This window comes from Aquabacterium sp. (assembly GCF_021768455.1).
GTDB lineage: Bacteria > Pseudomonadota > Gammaproteobacteria > Burkholderiales > Burkholderiaceae_C > Aquabacterium.
The window spans coordinates 1-19031 of the sequence record NZ_JAIZVX010000021.1; the positions used below are offsets into that span (position 1 = coordinate 1).

Here is a 19031-nt window from a genome sequence, read left to right on the forward strand (position 1 = left end):
GGGGGCAGGCATGCGTGGGAATCGAGCCGGAGTGCAGCCAGTGTGCGCAGGCTGACGTCAGCATGTTGAAAATTCTGGCATGTCGGATGTCAAAACGGCATCAAAACAGATGGGTGCCTGCTGCGCGGGCGCACAGTCCCGATCCGTTGCGGGCATGCATACTGCTTGCACATGACAAGTCTTCTTCCCAGGCGCGCAACCGCGGCGTCTCACCGAGGCCCGCAACGATGATCCGCATCCAGCTTCAGATCGAACTGAGCTACCTTGTCGACGCCTATGGCGCCGATTTCGTCTTCAACATCCACGCCGCACGCACGCCCAGCCAGGTCGTGTCGGCCGAAAGCCTGGTGCTGAGCCAGCCGGTCACTCCGCAGATCCACACGGATCCCTTCACCCGCAACCGCTACATGCGCCTGCGGGCGCTGCCCGGGCCCTTGCGCCTGAAGTACGCGGCCACGATCGACCTCTCCCACCATGTGGCCGATCCCGCGCAGGTGCCCGAGGTGCCGGTGCACCGCCTGCCGCCCGAGGTGATGGGCTACATCTACCCCAGCCGCTATTGCCAGTCCGACCAGCTGGGCCAGCTGGCCCACCGCGAGTTCGGCGCCCTGTGGCAGGGCATGGGCCGGGTGCAGGCCATCCAGAACTGGGTTCAGCGGCACGTGACCTTCACTTCCAACACCTCGAATGGCAACACCTCGGCGCTGGACACCATCCAGCAGGGGGCAGGGGTGTGCCGCGACTTCGCCCACGTGATGATCGCGCTGTGCCGGGCGCTGAACATCCCGGCGCGCTTCACCACGGGCACGGACTACGGCGCCGATCCGGCCCTGGGCCCGCCCGATTTCCACGCCTATGTGGAGGTCTACCTGGGTGACCGCTGGTACATCTTCGATCCCTCGGGCACGGCCATCCCCATGGGCCTGGTTCGCTTTGGCACCGGGCGCGATGCGGCCGACGTGGCCTTCGCCACCATTTTTGGCGGGGTGCAGGCGAGCGCACCGGTGATCCGGGCCTGGGCGGTGGAGGATGCCACCAAGGGCTGGGTGGCGCCGGTGCGTGGTTCGCAGGCCTTGTCGACCGACCTGGGGGTGAGCCAGGCCTGGGCTGCGTGAGCCCTGTCACGGGGCTGCCTCATTTGGAGGCAATCCAGGGCCCTTCCCAGGGCGGAACACAGGCTGTACGCGCTTGCCCCAAGCTTGCCAACACAGTTATCCACAGGAAGCGTGGATAACTCAGGCGGCCCGGTTCAGGCGGCCCAGGCGAGGTCCTCACCGCTGGAGGGGGCGTTGCCCAGGCTGCCGCCCAGTTCCTGCACGGCCTGGGCGTCGGCGCCCTGAAGCAGGCGCTCGGGCTCGATGAGCATGACCAGGCGTTGGTCTTCTTCGAGGTTGGCCACGCGGGCGATGAGCTGGCTTTGTTCGGCCGAGAGGGCCGGGGCCGGCACGATGTGCTGACGCGGGATGCGCAGCACCTCGGCCACCGAATCGACGATGAAGCCGGTGCGCAGGCCGCCCAGCATGTAGACGAGGATGCGCTGGCTGTCGCAGCGCGCGATGCTGTCCATGCCCAGGCGCTTGCGCTGGTCGATGACGGGCAGCACGGTGCCACGCAGGTTGATGACGCCTTCGACGAACTCGGGCGTGCGGGGCACGCGGGTGAGGCTCTCGGGCACGCGCACGATTTCCTGCACGCTCATGATGGGCACGCCGAATTCCTCGTCGCCCAGGCGGAAGACCACAACCTGGGCGTCGTCGTCGCCCGACAGTGCGGAGAAGGCGTCGTCGTCGGATTCGGTGTCGGCGTGTGCCAGGGGTTGCGACTGGCCGTTCGTGCCCTGGCTGGCGCTCACGCCGTCGATGGCCTGGCCCAGGCCGGGCACCTTGAGCAGGCGGTCGGTGGCAATGAGCGAGACAAGGCGTTTGCCATCGTCCAGGCGGCAGATGGCGGAGAACTCCTGGCGGGGCAGGTCCTTGGCCAGCATGCCGGGCAGCGGGTCGACCAGGCTGAGGGGCACGCGCAGCACGTCTTTGACGGCATCGGTGACCAGGCCCACGTGCTGGCCGCCGGGCAGGGCGATCACGACGATGCGCTGCTGTTCGGAGTAGGCCAGATCGGGCAGGTCGAAGAGGGCGCGCAGGCTCACCAGGGGCAGCAGGCGCTGGCGCAGGGTGATCATGCCCAACAGGTGGGGCGGGGTGTTGGGCAGGGCACTGACCCGTTCGGGCAGCTGCACAATTTCCTGCACCTCGGCGATGTCGAGGGCGTACTCCTGGTCGGCCACGGTGAAGGAGACGAGGCAGCGCTCGTCAAGGCTGGCGTCGCCCTGGGCGTCGTCGTCGGCTTGTGGGCCGGTGTGGGCCGATCCCATGTCGACCGAGGCGCCGGTGCCGCGGCCCTGGAAGGCGTCCTGGATGAGCTTGCCGAAGTCGATGGCCATGAGCATGTCCTGGCCGCCGTCGCTGCGGGCGCGCTTGATCACGCCTTGCAGGTAGTCGGCGTTGACGATGCTCTGGATGGCATCGGCCGATTCGATCTGACCCCGCTCGACCGTGAGCACGCTGGCCACGCGGTCGACCAGGAAGCCCAAGGGCTGGCCGATGTGGATGACGAGGGCGCGGGTGGCGTCGTCGTTGTCGCGGGGCGCGCAGCCCAGCAGGCGCCGCAGGTTGATGATGGGCAGGACCCGGCCGCGCAAGTTGGCCAGGCCGTCGAGCGTGGGCGGGGCCAGTGGCAGGTGGGCCACCTGCGGCACGCGGATGATCTCCTGCACCGCCCCGGTGGGCACGGCGAACAGTTCCCCCCCCACGGCAAAGCTGACGTACTGGCCGTCGCTGGTCTCCAGGGCATCGTCGTCGTCCACAGGCTGGCCCGGCGTGAGGCCTGGCTTGTCCTGCGCTGAGAGGTCATCGTCGGACGGGGGGCTGTTGCGCATGGCGGGCCTTGTGGTGGTGGGCGTCGGGGAGGTGCGAGGCGAGGCGGGGCTCAGGCGCTCTGGAGTTCGTCGGCCAGGGCCGAGATCTCTTCGATGGCTGCGGAGAGCTCCTCTGCGCCCTGGGCCTGCTGCTTGGCGGCCACGGCGGCCTGTTCGGCGGCCTTCTCGGCCTGTGCCGCGGCGGCCGACACCTGTTCCACCCCCACCTTCACCTGGCTCACGGCGGCGGCGATCTCCTGGGCCGAGCTCACGGCCTCCTGGTTGCCGCTCTGGATTTCAGCCACGCTGCCTTCGATGCGGACCAGGCTGGCCGTGATGACCTTGGCCTTCTCCACCTCCACCTGGCCGGAGGCCACGATGGCATGCAGGTCGGTGCCGACCTTGGCGATCTGGTCCTGGATGGACTTGACCATGTCCTTGATGCGGTCGGCGTTTTCGGCCGAGTCGTGCGCCAGGTTGCGGATGTCGGTGGCCACCACCACGAAACCCTTGCCGTACTCGCCGGCGCGGGCCGCTTCGATGCTGCCGTTGACCGCCAGCATGTTGGTCTGGATGGACACCTGCGTGATCGCATCCACGATCTTGTCGATCTTGCGGCTGACCAGCTCCAGGTCCTTCACCTGGCCGATGCTGACCTGGGTGCTGTCGACGTTGGCCGTGATGCCTCGGATCAGGCTGTCGATGTTGGCCTTGTTGTCGCCCATCAGGGCCTTGATGGCGGCCGCACGCTCATTGCCTTGCGCGGCGCGGGATTGGGCGACCTGGGCGCCTTGCTCGATCTGGGTCACGGCCGCGGCCGATTCCGCGCTGGCGGCGGCCTGGGTCTGGGCGCCCTGGCGGATCTGGTCCAGCGCCACGGTGATCTGGCTGGCCGAGCGGGAGATCTCCTGCACGGCGGCCGAGAGCTCTTCGGCCGAGCTGGCCACCTCTTCGGCGCTCTTGGCGATGTCGGTCGAGTTCTTCAGCTCGTCGGCGATTTCGGACAGGCCCTGCGCCGTCTGCTCGCACTGAGACAGGGCCACCGTCTGCTCCGACACCGTCTTGTTGGCCTGTTCGCAGGCGGTCGATTGCTGGGTGGAGGCTGCGGCGATCTGCTCGGCCCCCTTGAGCGCCTGCTGGGCCGCGACGTTGCTTTGCACGGCGGCCGTGGCGATCTCGGCGGCCCCGCCGGCGATGTCGGCCGCGTCATGGCGGATCTGTTCCAGCTGGGACAGGATGGTCGCGCTCTTGTTGACCTCTTCCTGAACCGCGTCGGCGCCCTGGTTGATGCCCTCGGCGATGGTCTTGACCTCGCCCTGGATCTGGCCCACCAGCTCCTGGATCTGGCGGGCGCTTTTCTCGGAGGTCTCGGCCAGGGTGCGCACCTCGTCGGCCACCACGGCAAAGCCCTTGCCATGCTTGCCCGCGCGGGCGGCCTCGATGGCGGCGTTCAAGGCCAGCAGGTTGGTCTGGTCGGCGATGCGGGCCACGGCCTTGACGATCTCGCCGATGTTGGCCGCCTGACGTTCCAGCTCGGCCACCATCTTCACGGACTCGGCCTGCCGCTGCGCCGCGGTCGCCACATTCTGGGTGGTGGACTGCACCTGGCTGTTGATCTCCGAAGCCAGGGTCTGCATGTCTTCGGCGGTCGATTTGGCCTGTGTCACGGCGGCCGTCTGGCGCGTGATGGCCACGGTCACCTGGGTGATCGCCGCCAGCGACTCCTGGGCAGCGCCCGCGGCCTCTTCGGCGCCGGTGGCGATCTGCAGGGCAGCGCGCTTGAGTTCCTCCGCCGCCGAGGCGGCCTCGTTGATGCCCGCCGACAGCTCGCTGGACGCCGCGGCCACGCGCTCGGAAGCCTGCTGCTGCTTGGCCAGGGTCCGGGCGCGCTTGCGCTGCACATCGGCCTCGCGGGCCACCGAACGGCTGACCCCCGTCGAGGCCACCGCCTGCAAGGTGGGCGTTTCAGGGCTGGGCTGGCTTCTGCGCACGAGGGACATGGGTGGACTCCTGGGATGGGGTGGGCCGGGCTTGTGCCGGTCTGCAGGCCCGATGCCCGCCTCTGGATTTCGGAGGGTGAACTGAGGGCAGAAGGGCTTGTGCGGCCAATGTCACGGCCCACGCGGCCAAGTGAGGGGGCGGTGGCGGTCGGCGCCCGCGGCGTCGTTCGGCTTGGTATGCTGGCTTCACGGCTCGCCGAGCCACCCCAGCAAAGGGCCCCGTGAGCCAAGACCCCCGCAGCCCGCGTGCCCCGTTGCACGCCATCGCCACGCGCGCGTCCGCCAACCGCCTGGCCCCCGTGGTGCTCCTGCCCATGCTCGCCGCCCTGCAGCGCACCGGGCAGGCCCTGGATGCGCTTTGCCGCGGCCTGGGTTACGAGGCCGACGACCTGCTCAGCCCGGGCTTCACCCTCAGCCGCGCCGAAGCCGTGCGCTTCATCCGGCGGGCACTGCCCGCGCTGCAATCGGCCGAATCCGATGGTGAACTGGGCCTGACCCTGGGCTGCCACCACCTGCTGCTCGACCGTGGCGCCCTGGCCCTGGGCCTCATGGCCAGCCCCACCTTGGGCGACGCTCTGGCCCTGAACCTGCGGTTTGCGACCAGCGCCGGCTTTCTCGTCGACTGGTGCAGCGTGGCGAGCCCCGAGGGGCAGGCCCTGCATGCCGAGGCGCAACTGGGCAACGACGACCTGGCCCCCCTCCTGATCGACGATGCCCTCACCGGCCTGCTCACCCTTTGTCGCCAGCTGGCCGGGGTCGACACCGCGCCCCGACTGATGGAACTGGTGCGCCCACCGCCCGCCTCGGCCGACGCCCTGGCCCGTTGGCGCGACCACGCCCGCTGCACCCTCGTGTTCGGCGCAGCGCACAACCGCGTCGTCTTCGATGCCACCACCCTGGCGCGGCCGCTGCCCATGGCCCACCCCACCAGCCTCCTGCTGGCCACCCGCCTGCTCGACCGCGAAGCCGCCCGCACCGTCAACCTGGCCGTGACCGGGCAGGCGGTGGAGCGTGCCATCCGCAAGGCCTTGCCGGCCGTGGTCACGCCCACGCAGGTGGCCGAAACCCTGCACCTGAGCGAGCGCACGCTGCGCCGCCGCCTGGCCGACGAGGGCATCAGCTACAGCGCCCTGCTGGACGAAGGCCGGCGTGCGCTGGCCCTCGAGCTGATCCGCCACGGCGGCCTGTCGGTGGCCGAGGTCGCGGCCGAAACCGGCTTTGCCGATGCGGGCAATTTCCGGCGGGCCTACAGACGCTGGACGGGCGGCGGCCCGGAGGCCCAGGCCGAAAGCGAGCCGGGCGATGTGCCTCAGCGGCCTGGCGTACCTGGTGCCTGACGGGCCTTGAGGGCCTGGTACAGCCCGGCCTGGTCGAGCTCGGCCAGCCCCTGCTGCACAGCGTTTTCGTAGAGGTCGCTCAGACAGGCCGTGATGGGCGCATCGAGACCCAGACCGGCGCTGGTGTGCAGGGCGTTGCGCATGTCCTTCAGCTGGATGGCCAGGGCGGCCCGCTTGGCAAAGTCACCCTCCACCATGCGCTGGCCGTGTACCTCGAGGATGCGGCTTTCGGCAAAGCCGCCGCGCAGGGCTTCGCGCACCTTGGCCGGGTCGGCCCCACCCCGTTCGGCCAGCAGCAGGGCCTCGGCCACCGCCCCGATGGTGATGCCCACGATCATCTGGTTGGCCAGCTTGGCCAGCTGCCCGGCGCCATGCGGGCCCACGTGAACCGGGCGCCCCATGGCCTGCAGCACCGGCACCGCCCGCTCGAAGTCGGCCGCTTCGCCCCCGGCCATGATGGCCAGGGTGCCAGCTTCCGCACCCAGCGTGCCGCCGGAGACCGGGGCGTCCAGTGCCTGCACGCCGATCGCGGCCAGGCGCTGCGCATGGGCCTGCGCCTGCTCCGGCAGGATGGAGCTCATGTCCACCACCAGGGCGCCAGGCCGCAGTCCGGCCGATGCCGCTTCGGCACCCAGGCCGAAGAGGACCTCCTCCACCACGCCACCGTGTTCCAGCATGGTGATGACGAGGTCGGCGCCCTGCACGGCCTGGGCCGGGGTGTCGGCCACGACGGCACCGAAGGGCGCCAATGCTTCAGCCTTGTGGCGGCTGCGGTTCCACACGCGCAGGGGGAAGCCGGCCGCCAGCAACCGGCGCGACATGGGGGCGCCCATCAGGCCGCATCCCAACAAACAGATCTGGGTCATGGTGACAACGCAAGGGGTGGGGGTGGGGCCATTGTGGCGCAGCACCGAGGGTTGCCCCGAGGCGACAGCACTGTGGGGAGTCCCCCCTTCATCCGTGGGAAATGGCACAACTGGGCCGAAAATGCAGGCGTCATCCCTTGTTTGAAGGAGGGCCCTGACAGGGGTTTTGGGCGAACATCCCCTCTGAGAGACCCATGCGCGCCAGGGTGTCAGGCGTGCCCATACCGATAACCATAAATTCTTTCGCATGACCATGTCCGAGCTCCCCCCCAGCGTCTCCCCTGTTGGTCCCGTGGTGCACGAAGCGCTGGGCCATGCCTTGGCGCAGTTGGGCCTGGCCGTGATGGTCAAAGACCTGGCCTCGGGGCGCTACGAGCAATGCAACGAAGCGGCCGAGCGCCTGTTGGGCTTGCCCGCGGGCAGTGCCCTGGGCGCGGCCGATCCCGAGCTCTTTGACGCGGCGCAGGCCGTCGCCTTGCGTGCCGCCGACCTGCAGGCCCAGGGCGCCTTCCAGGGTGTGCGCGCCGAACACCGGCTCGAGTTGGCCGGCGAGCGTCGCGAGCTGGTGGCCTGGCGCCAGGTCGTCAACGATGTCGATGGCGGTGCGCCCAAGCTGCTCTCGGTCTGGCAGGACCAGACCGAGGTCCGCAAGCGCGACGCCCAATTGCAGACCGCGCTGGCCCAGATCGAACAGCAGCAAAAAGCCATGGAGGCCTTGCGCCGCGACATGGAAGACAACCAGGTGCGCGATGGGGTCTCGGGCCTCTACCACCGTGCCCATTTTGAAGAGCAGCTTCGCCGCGAAGCCGACCTTTCCAGCCGCGAGCAACGCGAGTTCGCCCTGGTCGCCGTGGCCATCGACAACCTCGACGAGATCCGCCGCGTGCACGGCCTCGAGGGCTGTGAGCGCGTGATCGAGGCCCTGGGGCGTCTGCTGCGTGCGAACACCCGCGCGATGGACTCCCCCTGCCGCCTCGGTGGCGAGCGTTTCGTCGTGCTGTTCTCGGGTGTGGGCCTGGCCACCTCGCACTCGCGCATGGAGCACCTGCGCCGTGCCTGCGCGCAGCACATCGTGTCGTTCAACGGCCAGCAGATCCCGTTCACGGTCTCCATGGGAGTGGCCAGCTTCCCGCACACGGCGGGTGCCATCGACGACCTCATGCGCAGCGCCGACCGTGCCCTGGCCAGTGCCCGCGAAAAGGGCGGCAACCGCATCGTGCTGGCCAGCATCCAGTTCGTGCCGGCAAGTTGAGTTGATTCGCCAAGAAAAAAGCCAGACCCTGTGAAGGTGTCTGGCTTTTTTGCGTTGAAAGGGTCCGCCGGGAACTGCTTGCCGCATTCCTGAACCCAGGGGATTCAGGTGGGCGAGGTCAGCAGCACTTCGGGTTCATCTGACGCGAGACGATCACACCAGCGCCGCAATGTTCCAAGCCCTTGCTCGTAGAGCATCGGTTCAAGGAAATAGAAGCAAGCACGGACTCGACGGACAGCCTCATTCTAAGCGAGGTGCCGATGGCATCGGCAAGAAATGCGCGGCTGCCATGGGGATTTTGTCGGGATCAGATCAGGTGGCCGTCGTTGCCCAGGGCCTGGTCGAGGCGGTGGATCAGCTGGTCCATGTACTCGGGCGACGGCAGGGGCGAGCCATCGGCATCGTTGGCGGCCACGGGTGCGGCGGGGGCGGCTGCCGGGCGCTCGGTGAGCTGGTAGGCCAGGTTCAGCGCCGCCAGCACGGCGATGCGCTCGCGCGCCTTGAGCTTGCCGCTGTCGCGGATCGCACACATCTCGCGGTCGACCTTGGACACGGCTTCTTTCAGGCGTTCCTCGCCCCCATCGGGGCAGCCCAGCAGGTAGCTTTGGCCCATGATGGCCACTTCGATTTGCTTCATGTTGGGCTCAGGCCTGGGGCGTGTCGTGAGGCGGTTCGGGATCCGGGGCCGGTGTGGGCAGCTTGTCGATCAGGGCGTCGATGCGGGCTCGCGCGGCCGACAGGCGGGCGCGCAGGGAGTCACGCTCCTGCACCGTGACCAGGACCTGTTGCTGGAGCAAGGCGTTGGTGCGCCGCAGCTCTTCGTGGCGCAACAGCAGTCTCTCGATGCGATCGGTGAGTTCGTCGATTCTGGACATGGGCGGCGCCCGATTCGGTGGTGGGCAACCATTGTAGGCGTGCTTACAATGCCCTGGTTGGTGCTTGCGCCGGGGCTCACCTGGCGCGGTCAAACGGGAAGCAAGAGGGCCGCCGCATCGCCGATGCCAGCCCGACTTGCGCTGCCCCCGCAACGGTCGGCGGTCGGGTGAGGGGGCGTTTGCCCCTCCACCCCGCTTGCGTGCTTCAGCCACTGGGCCTTCGGGCCTGGGAAGGTTCCGCAGGTCGCACCGCCCAGCCCGGATACCGGCCAACAAGGGGCACGCCTGCGCTCGGCGCAGTGCGGTCGTGCCGATTCGCCCAAGGTCTGCGGGGACGCTGCCAGGGCCTCATGTCTGCTGGATCCCTCATGTTGTCTTTGAATTCGGTGCGTCCTGCACCCGGTGTGCGTTCGGCCCTGGCCATCGCCTTGTCTCTGGCCCTGCCTGCGTTGGCCACGGCCTCCCCCGACGAGGCCCTGGACGCGGTCGTCGTGACGGCCACCCGCTCTGCCCAGCCCTTGTCTGCCATGCCCGTGGGGGCGACGGTGATCACCGCGCAGCAGATCGCCAATGCGGGCGTGTCCGACGCAAACGAGGCGATCCGCAAGCTCGCGGGCATCGTGGGTCGAAGCGACCTGTTTGGCGGCCGCGAAAACGTGCTCGACCTGCGAGGCTATGGCGACACCGCCAGCGCCAACACCGTGGTGCTGATCGATGGCATCCGCATCAGCGAAAACGAACTCACGCCCGCGCGGCTGTCTGCCGTGCCGCTGGACCAGATCGAGCGCATCGAGATCGTGCGCGGCGGCAACAGCGTGCTGTGGGGCGAAGGCGCCACGTCTGGCGTCATCCACATCGTGCTGAAGCAGGGCAGTCGGGCCCGCTCGGCCACGCGCCTGTCGGCCTCGGTGTCCAGCTTTGGGGGCAACGACCTGCAACTGAGCACGGCCCAGCAGGTGGGGGCTCTGGCACTGGATGCGTCCGCGCAGCGCGTGCGCAGCGAAGGGTATCGTGCGCACAGCGTGTTCAAGCAGGACAGCGCCAATGCGGGCCTGCAGTTCGGCAACGAGGTCTTCACCCAGCGTTTCAGGGTGCAGCAGGAGAGCCAGTCGGCGCAATGGCCGGGCAGCCTCACCTTTGCGCAATACGACCAGGACCCCAGGCAGGCCAGCCCAAGCAGCCTGAGCAGCCATGGCCGGACCGACGAAGGCCGCTTTGCCAGCAACACCGAGCTCCGGCAGGGCGACTGGACCTGGCAGCTGGACCTCGCTTCCCGCCGCCGCGATTACCAGTCCAACTCCTTCGCCCGCCGGGTGGAGAGCGTGCAGGCCACGCCCAAGGTCCGCCACGCTGCCCGCTGGGCCGAGGTGGACGTCGGCAGCGTGATGGGCCTGGATTTCCAGCGCTGGCGCATGGACACGCCCGATCCCTATGGGCCGGACACGGCTCACCAGACCAATGCGGCCGTGTTCTGGCAAGGGCAGGTGGGCCTGCCGTCGCAGACCCGGGTGGTGGCCGGCCTGCGCCGTGAGCGCGTGCACAAGGAGGAAGTGCCGCTGTATTCGGCCGCCTACGACCTGCGCCGCACGCTGGATGCGGCCGAGCTGGGGGTGAACCAGGTCCTGAGCGAGCAGGTCTCGGTGTATGGCCGCCTGGCCCGTTCGTTCCGCTTGGGCAACGTCGACGAAAACACCTGGACGCCCGATGGCCAGCCCCTGAGGCCCCAGCGCAGCCGCGATCGCGAACTGGGGCTGCGCTGGCAGGCGCAGGCGGTGCGCAGCACGGTGCGCGTGTTCCGGCAGGACAACACGGACGAGATCCTCTATGCCCCGTCGCCCGTGGACGGTTACAGCTACAACCTCAACGCCGACCCGACGCGCAAGCAGGGCGTCGAGCTGGAGGCGCAATGGCAGGTCAGCGAGGCCCTGAGCCTGCGTGGCACCTGGCAGCGCCTGAGCGCGCGCTACCGTGCGGGCGTCAACGCCGGCAAGGAGCAGGTGCTGGTGGCGCCGCTGTCTTCCACGGCGCGGGCGACCTACCGTTTCAATGCGCAGCACCTCGTCGAGCTGGGTGTGCAGCACCTGGGCGCCATGCGCTTTGGCGACGACAACGACAACCAGTGCAGCCGTCGCATCCCGACCTCGACCCTGTTTGATGCGCGTTACGCCTGGACGAACCAGGTCTGGACCCTGGCCCTGGCTGGCACCAACCTGGGCGACCAGAAGGGCTACAACTACGCCTACCGTTGCGCCACGGGTGGGCTCTACCCCGAAGCCGGTCGCGCTTTCAAGGCCACGGTGTCGCGCCAGTTCTGACAGGGCAGGGCAGGAAGGCATGCCCTGCGTTTACAATCGAGGCGTTGGTGCTTGCGCTGGGGTCCCCTGGCGCGGTTAAACGGGAAGCAAGAGGGTCTGTCGCATCGCCGATGCCAGCCTGACTTGCGCTGCCCCCGCAACGGTCGGCGGTCGAGTGGTGTCGGACTCAGTCTCTTGCCACTCAGCTTGCGTTCTTCAGCCACTGGGCCTTCGGGCCTGGGAAGGTTTCGCAAGCAGCATCGCCCAGCCCGGATACCGGCCAGCAGGGGGTGGGTGCGCGCGTTCAGCGTCCCCGCCGTGTCGCTCAAGGCCTGCGGGGACGCTGGCCAGAGCCTGTGTCCTGTCTGCTTTCATCATGTCTCCCTTGAACTCGGTGCGCTCTGCACCCGGGCTGCGTTCGGCTTGTGCCGTGGCGGCCACGCTGGCTTTCTCTCTCCCTGTGAAGGGCGTGGCAGCCGAGGCGGTCGTTGTGACCGCCACCCGCCTTGCACAACCGGCCACGCAGGTGCTGGCCGATGTGTTCACCATCGACCGCGACACCATCGACCGCCAGGTGGGCGGCTCGGTCAGCGAGGTCTTGCGCCGTGTGCCAGGCATCGAACTGACTCAGAACGGTGGCTCGGCCAGCACCACCAGCATCTACCTGCGCGGCGCCGAGAAGCGCCATGTGCTGGTCCTGATCGACGGTGTGCCCTTTGATTCCCAGTCCACCGGGGGCGCCACCTGGGAGGCTCTGCCGCTGCAGGCGGTCGACCACATTGAGGTGCTGAGCGGCCCCGCGAGTGCGGCCTATGGATCGGACGCCGTGGCCGGTGTCATCCAGATCTTCACCCGCAAAGGCGAGGGCGCACCGCGCCTGGCCTGGGGTGTGGGCATTGGCGACCAGGGCTACCTGAGCACCGACCTGAGCGCACTGGGCGCCATCGGGGCGCTGGACTACTCCGTGGCGGTGCAGACGGCCCAGAGCGAAGGCTTCAATGCCCGGACCAATGCCTCGGCCACCTCCTATGCCGCCGACCGCGACGGCTACCGCAGCCACAGCAGCCAGCTGCGCCTGGGCTATCGCCTGAGCCCGGGGCAACGCCTGCAACTGGGGCTGGTCTCGCAGCACCTGAATGCGGGTTACGACGCCAGCACCAAGTCCAAGGTGGACGACCGGTCGATCAAGGACATGAGCAGCGCGAACGCGTCCTGGTCGGCCCAGTGGCTGCCGCAGTGGCAAAGCGTGCTGACCCTGGGGCAGGCGACCGACCACTATGAGACACGCCCCTCGGTCTACCAGACCGACACACGCGTGCAGACGGCCAGCCTGCTGAACCGCCTGGTGCTGGGTGAACACACCCTGCACGCCACCCTGGAGCGCCGCGAAGACCACCTGGTCAACAGCTCGCTGGTGGCCTCGACCACGCGCGGCAAGGGTGACCGTGCCGACAACGGCCTGGGCCTGAGGTATGGCTGGCAGCACGAGGCGCTGACCTTCTCGAGCAGCCTGAGACGCGACCAGGACAGCGAGTTTGGTGACCACGTCACCGGTGCCGTGGCCGGTGGCTACGACCTGAGCGATGCCTGGCGTGTGCGGGCATCGTGGGGCACGGCGTACAAGGCGCCCACGCTCTTCCAGCGTTTCAGCGAGTACGGCAACCCCGGTCTGCAGGCCGAGCACTCGCGCACCCGCGAGCTCGGGCTGCAGTTCCATGAGGGCGCGCTTCAGGCGGGCCTCACGGCTTACCAGACGCGGGTGGACAACCTCATCAACTATGCCCAGCCCGGCGTTTGCGTGAGCACGTTGGGCTGTTATCGCAACACCGCCCGAGCGCAGCTCAAGGGTCTGGAGGCCACGGTGGCCACCACCCTGGTCGGCGTGCGCCTGAGTGGCTCGCTGGACGTGGGGTCGCCCAAAGACCTCGACACCGATCGCCAGTTGGCCCGCCGAGCGCGCCGCCATGCCAGCGTCCGTGCGGAAACCGATCTGGCCAACTGGCAGGTGGGTGTGCAGGGGCAAACCTATGGCAAGCGTTTTGACAGCAGCTCAGGCAGCACGGTCCTGCCTGGCTACAGCGTGTGGGGGCTGGACGCCTCGCGCGACCTGAGCGCTTCGTGGAAGCTCTTGGCACGCGTCGAGAACGTCTTCGACAAGGCCTATCAGACGGCCAGCACCTACGCCTCGTCGCCGCGCGCCTTCTACCTGGCGGTGCGCTGGACGCCCGCCCAGTGACCGCTTTGCCACGGAGCCGATCCATGACCTCCTCAGCCCATCACCTCATCGTTGGCGGCCAGCGCAGCGGCAAGTCGCGGCAGGCCGAGGGCCTGGCCCGGCAATGGCTGGGCGCCTCGCCCGCACACGAGGTGGTGGTACTGGCCACGGCCACGGCCTGGGACGATGAGATGCGCGCGCGCATCGCCCGCCACCAGGCCGACCGGCCTGCAGGCATGGCCACGGTGGAGGAGCCGCGCGGCCTGAGCCGGGTGTTGCGCGAGCAGGCTCGGCCCGGGCGGATGTTGCTGGTGGATTGCCTGACGCTGTGGCTGACCAACTGGTTGATGCCGGCCGAAGGCGTGGCCGACCATGCAGCCTGGCGCCGCGAGCGCGATGCCATGCTGGAAACCCTGAGCGGGCTGGGTTCGCCAGTGGTCTTCGTGTCCAATGAAGTGGGTTGGGGGATGGTGCCGATGTCGAGAGAACTGCGGGTGTTTGTGGACGAGCTGGGCTGGTTGAACCAGGCCGTGGCGGCGCGCTGTGGCCAGCTCACCCTGATGGTGGCGGGCCAGCCCTGGACCCGTCCGGTGGACGCCTCCGAGGCGTATCCAGGGGACGTGGCATGAGCGCCCGCGTGGTCGGCTTCATCATCAGCATGCTGTCGCTCACCGCGATGGCATCGGCCCAGGCGGCCATCGTGCTGCAGGACGACCGTGGCGTGACCGTGTCCCTGCCGGCCCCGCCGCAGCGCATCGTGACGCTGTTGCCTTCCCTGACCGAGACCGTGTGCGAACTGGGCGCCTGTGCCCGCATCGTGGGCACCGATCGGTATTCGAACTTCCCGGCGGCGGTGCAGAAGGTCGCCAAGACCGGCGGCCTGGACGACGCCAATGTGGAGCTGATCGCGGCCCTCAAGCCCGATGTGGTGCTGCTGGCGATGTCGTCCCGCGTGACCGACCGGCTGGAGGCCCTGGGCCTCAAGGTGCTGGCCCTGGAGCCCCGCACCTACGCCGATGTGCAGCGTGTGGCCGGCAAGGTGGCGCAGGTGCTGGGGCAGGGCGCCGAAGGCACGCGCCTGTGGCAGCGCATGGAGGCCCAGGTGCAGCAGGCGGCGCGCTCGGTGCCGGCCTCGGCCCGTGGCCTGAGCGTGTATTACGAGGTCGACAGCGCCCCCTATGCGGCAGGCGAGTCGTCCTTCATCGGCGAGACCCTCAAGCGCCTGGGCGCGGTCAACATCGTGCCTTCCAGCCTGGGGCCTTTCCCCAAGCTCAACCCCGAGTACGTGGTGCGGGCCGATCCGCAGCTGATCATGGTGTCGGCCAAGGGGGCTGCGGCCTTGCCGGGCCGACCGGGCTGGGACCGCATCCGCGCCGTCAAACAACGCAGGGTGTGCGCCTTCACGCCCGAGCAGGGCGATGTGCTCTCGCGCCCAGGGCCGCGCATGGGCGAGGCAGCGCAGATCATGGCGGCCTGCCTGCGTGACGCGGTGACGGGCGAGGGCAAGCGGTGAGCGCGCACATGATTTCTCGCCGTCACGGGCGCCTGCCCGCCACCACGGGTCCCCTGGGATGGGGGCTGGCCCTGCTGGCCCTGACCCTGGCCTTGGTGGCGCTGGGCGTGGCCGTGGGCAGCACCGGCTGGTCGCCTCCGTGGCTGGCCCATGAAGACCCGATGGCCTGGCAGATCGTGTGGGACATCCGCGCTCCGCGCTGTGCCGGGGCGTGGCTGGCCGGGGGGCTTCTGGGCCTGAGTGGCGCCGTGGCGCAGGGCCTGTTCCGCAACCCGCTGGCCGATCCTTACCTGCTGGGCAGTTCGTCGGGGGCGGCCCTGGGTGTGGCCGTGTTCCTGGCCCTGCTGGGCGTGAGCCCGGCCTCCACCCTGTGGCTGGTGCGCCTGGGGCTCACGGGCGCCGCCTTTGTGGGCGCGGTGGGCGCGGTCCTGCTGACCCTGGCCTTGTCGCGCGGGGTGCAGCACACCTTGCGCCTGCTGCTGGCGGGCGTGGTGGTGGGTGTGGTGCTGGGGGCCATCAGCGCCCTGACCATGCTGCTGGTGCCCGACATCATGCGTGCCATGCAGGCCTTCATGCTGGGCACAACGGGCTTCATGGGCTGGACCAGCGTGCTGATCTTGTTGCTCGCGCTGGCTTTCACCGGCCTGCTGGCCTGGGGCTGCAGCCGCGCGCTCGATGCGCTCAGCCTGGGCGATGCCGCGGCGCGCAGCCTGGGTGTGAGCCTGGGCGTGGTGCGGGCCTTGCTCGTGCTGGCACTGGCCTTGTCGACCGGTGCGGCCGTGGCGCAGGCCGGCCTCATTTCTTTCGTGGGCCTGGTGGCGCCCCACCTGGTGCGCAGCCGGGTGCAGACCACGCACGGGCCCCTGTTGCTGCTCTCGGTGCTGACCGGGGGCGCCCTGCTGCTGGCCGCCGACATCCTGGCCCGCTGGGTCTGGGCGCCGCAGGAGCTGCCGGTGGGCGTGCTCACGGCCGTGCTGGGCGGTGGCTACCTGCTGTGGCGCATGCGCCGGATGGGGGCCCTGTCATGAGCCATGACGCACCCCTGATGAACGCCCTGGCCGCCGAAAGCTGGTGCGTGGCGCTGGGCGGCCTGCCGGTGCTGGGCCCTGTCTCCTTGGCCCTGCCCGCGGGGCGATGGACGGCGATCGTGGGCCCGAACGGCGCAGGCAAGTCCACGCTGCTGCGCAGCCTGGCCGGCCTGCAGGCGGGGGAGGGCGCGGTGCGCCTGCAGGATCGCCCCTTGAGCCAGTGGCCTGCCAAGGCCCGCGCCCGCACGCTGGCCTGGCTGGGCCAGACCGAGACGGGGGCCGACGACCTGCGCGCCGAAGACGTGGTCATGCTGGGGCGCCTGCCACACCAGGCCTGGCTGGCTTCGCCCACCGAGACCGATCGCACGGCCGTGCGCGAGGCCATGCAGCAGACCCATTGCTGGGACTGGCGCTGCAAGCCCATGGGTCAGCTCTCCGGCGGTGAGCGCCAGCGTGTGCTGCTGGCCCGCGCCCTGGCGGTACAGGCCCAGGTGCTGCTGATGGACGAGCCCCTGGCCCACCTCGATCCACCCCACCAGGCCGATTGGCTGGGCATCGTCCAGGCCTTGCGAGACCGTGGCGTGACCGTGGTCAGCGTGCTGCACGAACTCAACATGGCCCTGCATGCCGACGAACTGGTGGTCATGGCCCAGGGCCGTGTCCTGCACCAGGGCCCCACCCATGCGCCCCAGGCCCACGCGGCCCTGGTCCAGGTCTTCGATGGCCGCATCAGCCTGCACGCCGTGGGCGCGCAGTGGGTGGCCTTGCCTTGCGCTGCGCCCGCACCCTGTGCGGTGCCAATCCCGACCTCCCACACCGCCTCCCACGCATGAACCACGACACCCACGCTTGCCCCGCTTTGCTGGTGAGCGCCCCCGCCTCTGGCCAGGGCAAGACGACCGCGACCGCGGCCTTGGCCCGATGGCATCGCCAGCAAGGACGCCGCGTGCGCGTCTTCAAGACCGGGCCGGACTTCCTCGACCCGATGATCCTGGAGGCGGCCAGTGGTCATCCGGTCTACCAGCTCGATCTGTGGATGGGCGGCGAGGCGCATTGCCGTGAGCTGCTCTGGCAGGCGGCGCAGGACGCCGACCTCATCCTCATCGAAGGGGTGATGGGCTTGTTCGATGGCATGGCCTCCAGCGCCGACCTGGCCATGACGCTGGGCTTGCCGGTGATGGCCGTGATCGACGGTTCGGCCATGGCGCAGACCTTCGGGGCCATCGCCCACGGCCTGGCCACCTACCGACCTGGCCTGCAACTGGCCGGTGTGCTGGCCAACCGCGTGGGCAGTGAGGGCCACGCCCAGATGCTGCGCGAAAGCCTGAGCGGGGGGCTGAAGTGGTTTGGCGCCTTGCCCAGAGAGGAGGCCATGGCCATGCCGTCGCGCCACCTGGGCCTGGTCCAGGCAGAAGAAGTGGCCGACATCGAGGCCCGGCTCGACCGCGCGGCCGAGGCCCTGGGGCGCCTGAACCCCGAGATGCCCGAGCCCGTGCGCTTTGTGCGGCCGGTGATGCCTGCGGATCAGGTGGTGAGCCAGCGCCTGCTGGAGGGCGTGCGCATTGGTGTGGCGCGGGACGCGGCCTTTGCCTTCCTCTACCGCGCGAATGTCGACGTGCTGCAGGCCCTGGGTGCGAGCCTTCACTGGTTCTCGCCCCTGGCCGATGAGGCCCTGCCCGAGGTGGACGCGCTCTACCTGCCGGGCGGTTATCCCGAGCTGCACCTCAGCACCCTGGTGGGTCATGCCGGGATGCGCGAGGCCGTGCGCCGCCACCATGCCCAGGGCAAGCCCATCGTGGCCGAATGCGGTGGCATGCTGGCGCTGCTTGACACCCTGGCTGGCGAGGGCGGCGATGCCCAGCCCATGTGGGGCATCCTGCCGGGCGAAGGCGCGCTACAGAAGCGCCTGGTCAACCTGGGCCTGCACAGCGTCGACCTGCCCGAGGGCACGCTGCGTGGCCACACCTACCACCATGCCCGCATGGCATCGGGCCTGTCGCCCCTCACGCAGACCCGATCGCAGCGACACAACGGCACGCCGGAAGCGGTCTACCGCATCGGGCGTCTGCATGCGTCCTTCCTGCATCTGTATTTCCCTTCCAACCCTCGGGCGGTGGCGGCCCTGTTCGCCCCGTCTTGCTGAGTCTCTCTGGAGTCCCCCATGGAAATCGAAAAGCCCCCCGTTGACCGCCAAGCCGACAAGCCCGATGGCGACCGCCGCGGCCTGCTGCTCATCAACACCGGCGATGGCAAAGGCAAGAGCACCTCGGCCTTTGGCCTGGCCCTGCGTGCCCATGGTCGCGGCAAGGCCGTGAAGATCTACCAGTTCATGAAGGTGCCATCGGCCCGCTTTGGTGAACACCGCATGTTCGAGCAGATCGGCATCCCCATCGAGGGCCTGGGCGACGGCTTCAGCTGGAAGAGCAAGGACCTCGAACACTCGGCCCAGTTGGCCCGCGATGGCTGGGCCAAGGCCGCGGCCACCATCACCGCTGGCGAGCATTTCCTGGTGGTGCTCGACGAGATCACCTACCCGATCCGCTACGGCTGGCTGGACCTGCAGTCCGTCATCGAGGTGCTGCGCCTGCGTCCCAGTCACGTCAATGTGATGCTGACCGGCCGTGGTGCGCCGCAGGAGCTGGTCGACCTGGCCGACACGGTCACGGAGATGACCCTGGTCAAGCACCATTACAACGCCGGGGTGCCCGCACAGCGCGGCATCGAGGACTGAGGCGCA

The 19031-nt window shown here is 69.2% G+C and carries 16 protein-coding genes and 2 riboswitches; of the genes, 11 read left to right on the plus strand and 5 right to left on the minus strand.

From position 1 onward, the window contains the following. Window positions 1-227: 227 nt before the first annotated feature. Window positions 228-1115, plus strand: a complete 888-nt coding sequence (locus QZ994_RS04715; RefSeq protein ID WP_290868948.1) for a transglutaminase family protein — start codon at window positions 228-230, stop codon at window positions 1113-1115. Window positions 1116-1249: 134 nt separating this feature from the next. Here the strand turns inward: QZ994_RS04715 and QZ994_RS04720 are convergent, their stop codons facing one another. Continuing rightward, a complete protein-coding gene (locus QZ994_RS04720; protein WP_290868950.1) occupies window positions 1250-2935 on the minus strand; it encodes a chemotaxis protein CheW in 1686 nt (561 codons plus the stop codon). 50 nt (window positions 2936-2985) lie between these two features. Beyond that, complete coding sequence (locus QZ994_RS04725; protein ID WP_290868952.1) at window positions 2986-4914, minus strand: methyl-accepting chemotaxis protein; 1929 nt, start codon at window positions 4912-4914, stop codon at window positions 2986-2988. A gap of 221 nt (window positions 4915-5135) precedes the next feature. On the opposite strand from QZ994_RS04725, the gene QZ994_RS04730 reads away from it, so the two are divergent. Next, complete coding sequence (locus tag QZ994_RS04730) at window positions 5136-6251, plus strand: AraC family transcriptional regulator (protein ID WP_290868954.1); 1116 nt, start codon at window positions 5136-5138, stop codon at window positions 6249-6251. On the opposite strand, the gene QZ994_RS04735 is transcribed toward QZ994_RS04730, so the two are convergent. After that, entirely contained in the window at window positions 6224-7117 is an 894-nt protein-coding gene (locus QZ994_RS04735) for an NAD(P)-dependent oxidoreductase (protein WP_290868956.1), read from the minus strand. The genes QZ994_RS04730 and QZ994_RS04735 overlap by 28 nt on opposite strands. 253 nt (window positions 7118-7370) lie before the next feature. On the opposite strand from QZ994_RS04735, the gene QZ994_RS04740 reads away from it, so the two are divergent. Continuing rightward, window positions 7371-8369, plus strand: a complete 999-nt coding sequence (locus QZ994_RS04740; RefSeq protein WP_290868958.1) for a GGDEF domain-containing protein — start codon at window positions 7371-7373, stop codon at window positions 8367-8369. Between the two features lie 307 nt (window positions 8370-8676). On the opposite strand, the gene QZ994_RS04745 is transcribed toward QZ994_RS04740, so the two are convergent. Further along, complete coding sequence (locus tag QZ994_RS04745) at window positions 8677-9006, minus strand: cell division protein ZapA (protein ID WP_290868961.1); 330 nt, start codon at window positions 9004-9006, stop codon at window positions 8677-8679. Window positions 9007-9013: 7 nt separating this feature from the next. Beyond that, window positions 9014-9244: a DUF904 domain-containing protein gene (locus tag QZ994_RS04750; RefSeq protein ID WP_290868964.1), complete on the minus strand. Its 231-nt coding sequence runs from the start codon at window positions 9242-9244 to the stop codon at window positions 9014-9016. 41 nt (window positions 9245-9285) lie between these two features. Next, window positions 9286-9533, plus strand: a riboswitch (cobalamin riboswitch). A 79-nt stretch (window positions 9534-9612) separates the two neighbouring features. Between QZ994_RS04750 and QZ994_RS04755 the strand changes: the two genes are divergently transcribed. The 8 genes from QZ994_RS04755 to cobO all read left to right on the plus strand — a co-directional run bounded on the left by QZ994_RS04755 (window position 9613) and on the right by cobO (window position 19025). Beyond that, complete coding sequence (locus tag QZ994_RS04755) at window positions 9613-11559, plus strand: TonB-dependent receptor (protein ID WP_290868967.1); 1947 nt, start codon at window positions 9613-9615, stop codon at window positions 11557-11559. Window positions 11560-11587: 28 nt separating this feature from the next. Next, window positions 11588-11838: riboswitch (cobalamin riboswitch) on the plus strand. Window positions 11839-11914: 76 nt separating this feature from the next. Next, complete coding sequence (locus QZ994_RS04760) at window positions 11915-13774, plus strand: TonB-dependent receptor (protein WP_290868970.1); 1860 nt, start codon at window positions 11915-11917, stop codon at window positions 13772-13774. 23 nt (window positions 13775-13797) lie between these two features. Then, window positions 13798-14382: a bifunctional adenosylcobinamide kinase/adenosylcobinamide-phosphate guanylyltransferase gene (cobU, locus tag QZ994_RS04765; RefSeq protein WP_290868973.1), complete on the plus strand. Its 585-nt coding sequence runs from the start codon at window positions 13798-13800 to the stop codon at window positions 14380-14382. Continuing rightward, window positions 14379-15266 (plus strand): ABC transporter substrate-binding protein, encoded by an 888-nt coding sequence (locus QZ994_RS04770; RefSeq protein ID WP_290868976.1) that lies wholly within the window; start codon window positions 14379-14381, stop codon window positions 15264-15266. The genes cobU and QZ994_RS04770 overlap by 4 nt, the downstream gene beginning before the upstream one ends. Window positions 15267-15274: 8 nt before the next feature. Beyond that, window positions 15275-16294: an iron ABC transporter permease gene (locus QZ994_RS04775; protein ID WP_290868979.1), complete on the plus strand. Its 1020-nt coding sequence runs from the start codon at window positions 15275-15277 to the stop codon at window positions 16292-16294. Then, window positions 16291-17127, plus strand: coding sequence for an ABC transporter ATP-binding protein (locus tag QZ994_RS04780; protein ID WP_290868982.1), 837 nt, complete (start codon window positions 16291-16293; stop codon window positions 17125-17127). Before QZ994_RS04775 ends, QZ994_RS04780 begins: the two co-directional genes overlap by 4 nt. After that, entirely contained in the window at window positions 17124-18437 is a 1314-nt protein-coding gene (locus QZ994_RS04785; protein WP_290868985.1) for a cobyrinate a,c-diamide synthase, read from the plus strand. The genes QZ994_RS04780 and QZ994_RS04785 overlap by 4 nt, the downstream gene beginning before the upstream one ends. A gap of 18 nt (window positions 18438-18455) precedes the next feature. After that, on the plus strand, window positions 18456-19025 hold the full coding sequence (gene cobO / locus QZ994_RS04790) for a cob(I)yrinic acid a,c-diamide adenosyltransferase (RefSeq protein ID WP_290868987.1): 570 nt from the start codon (window positions 18456-18458) through the stop codon (window positions 19023-19025). The last annotated feature ends 6 nt before the right edge of the window (window positions 19026-19031 follow it).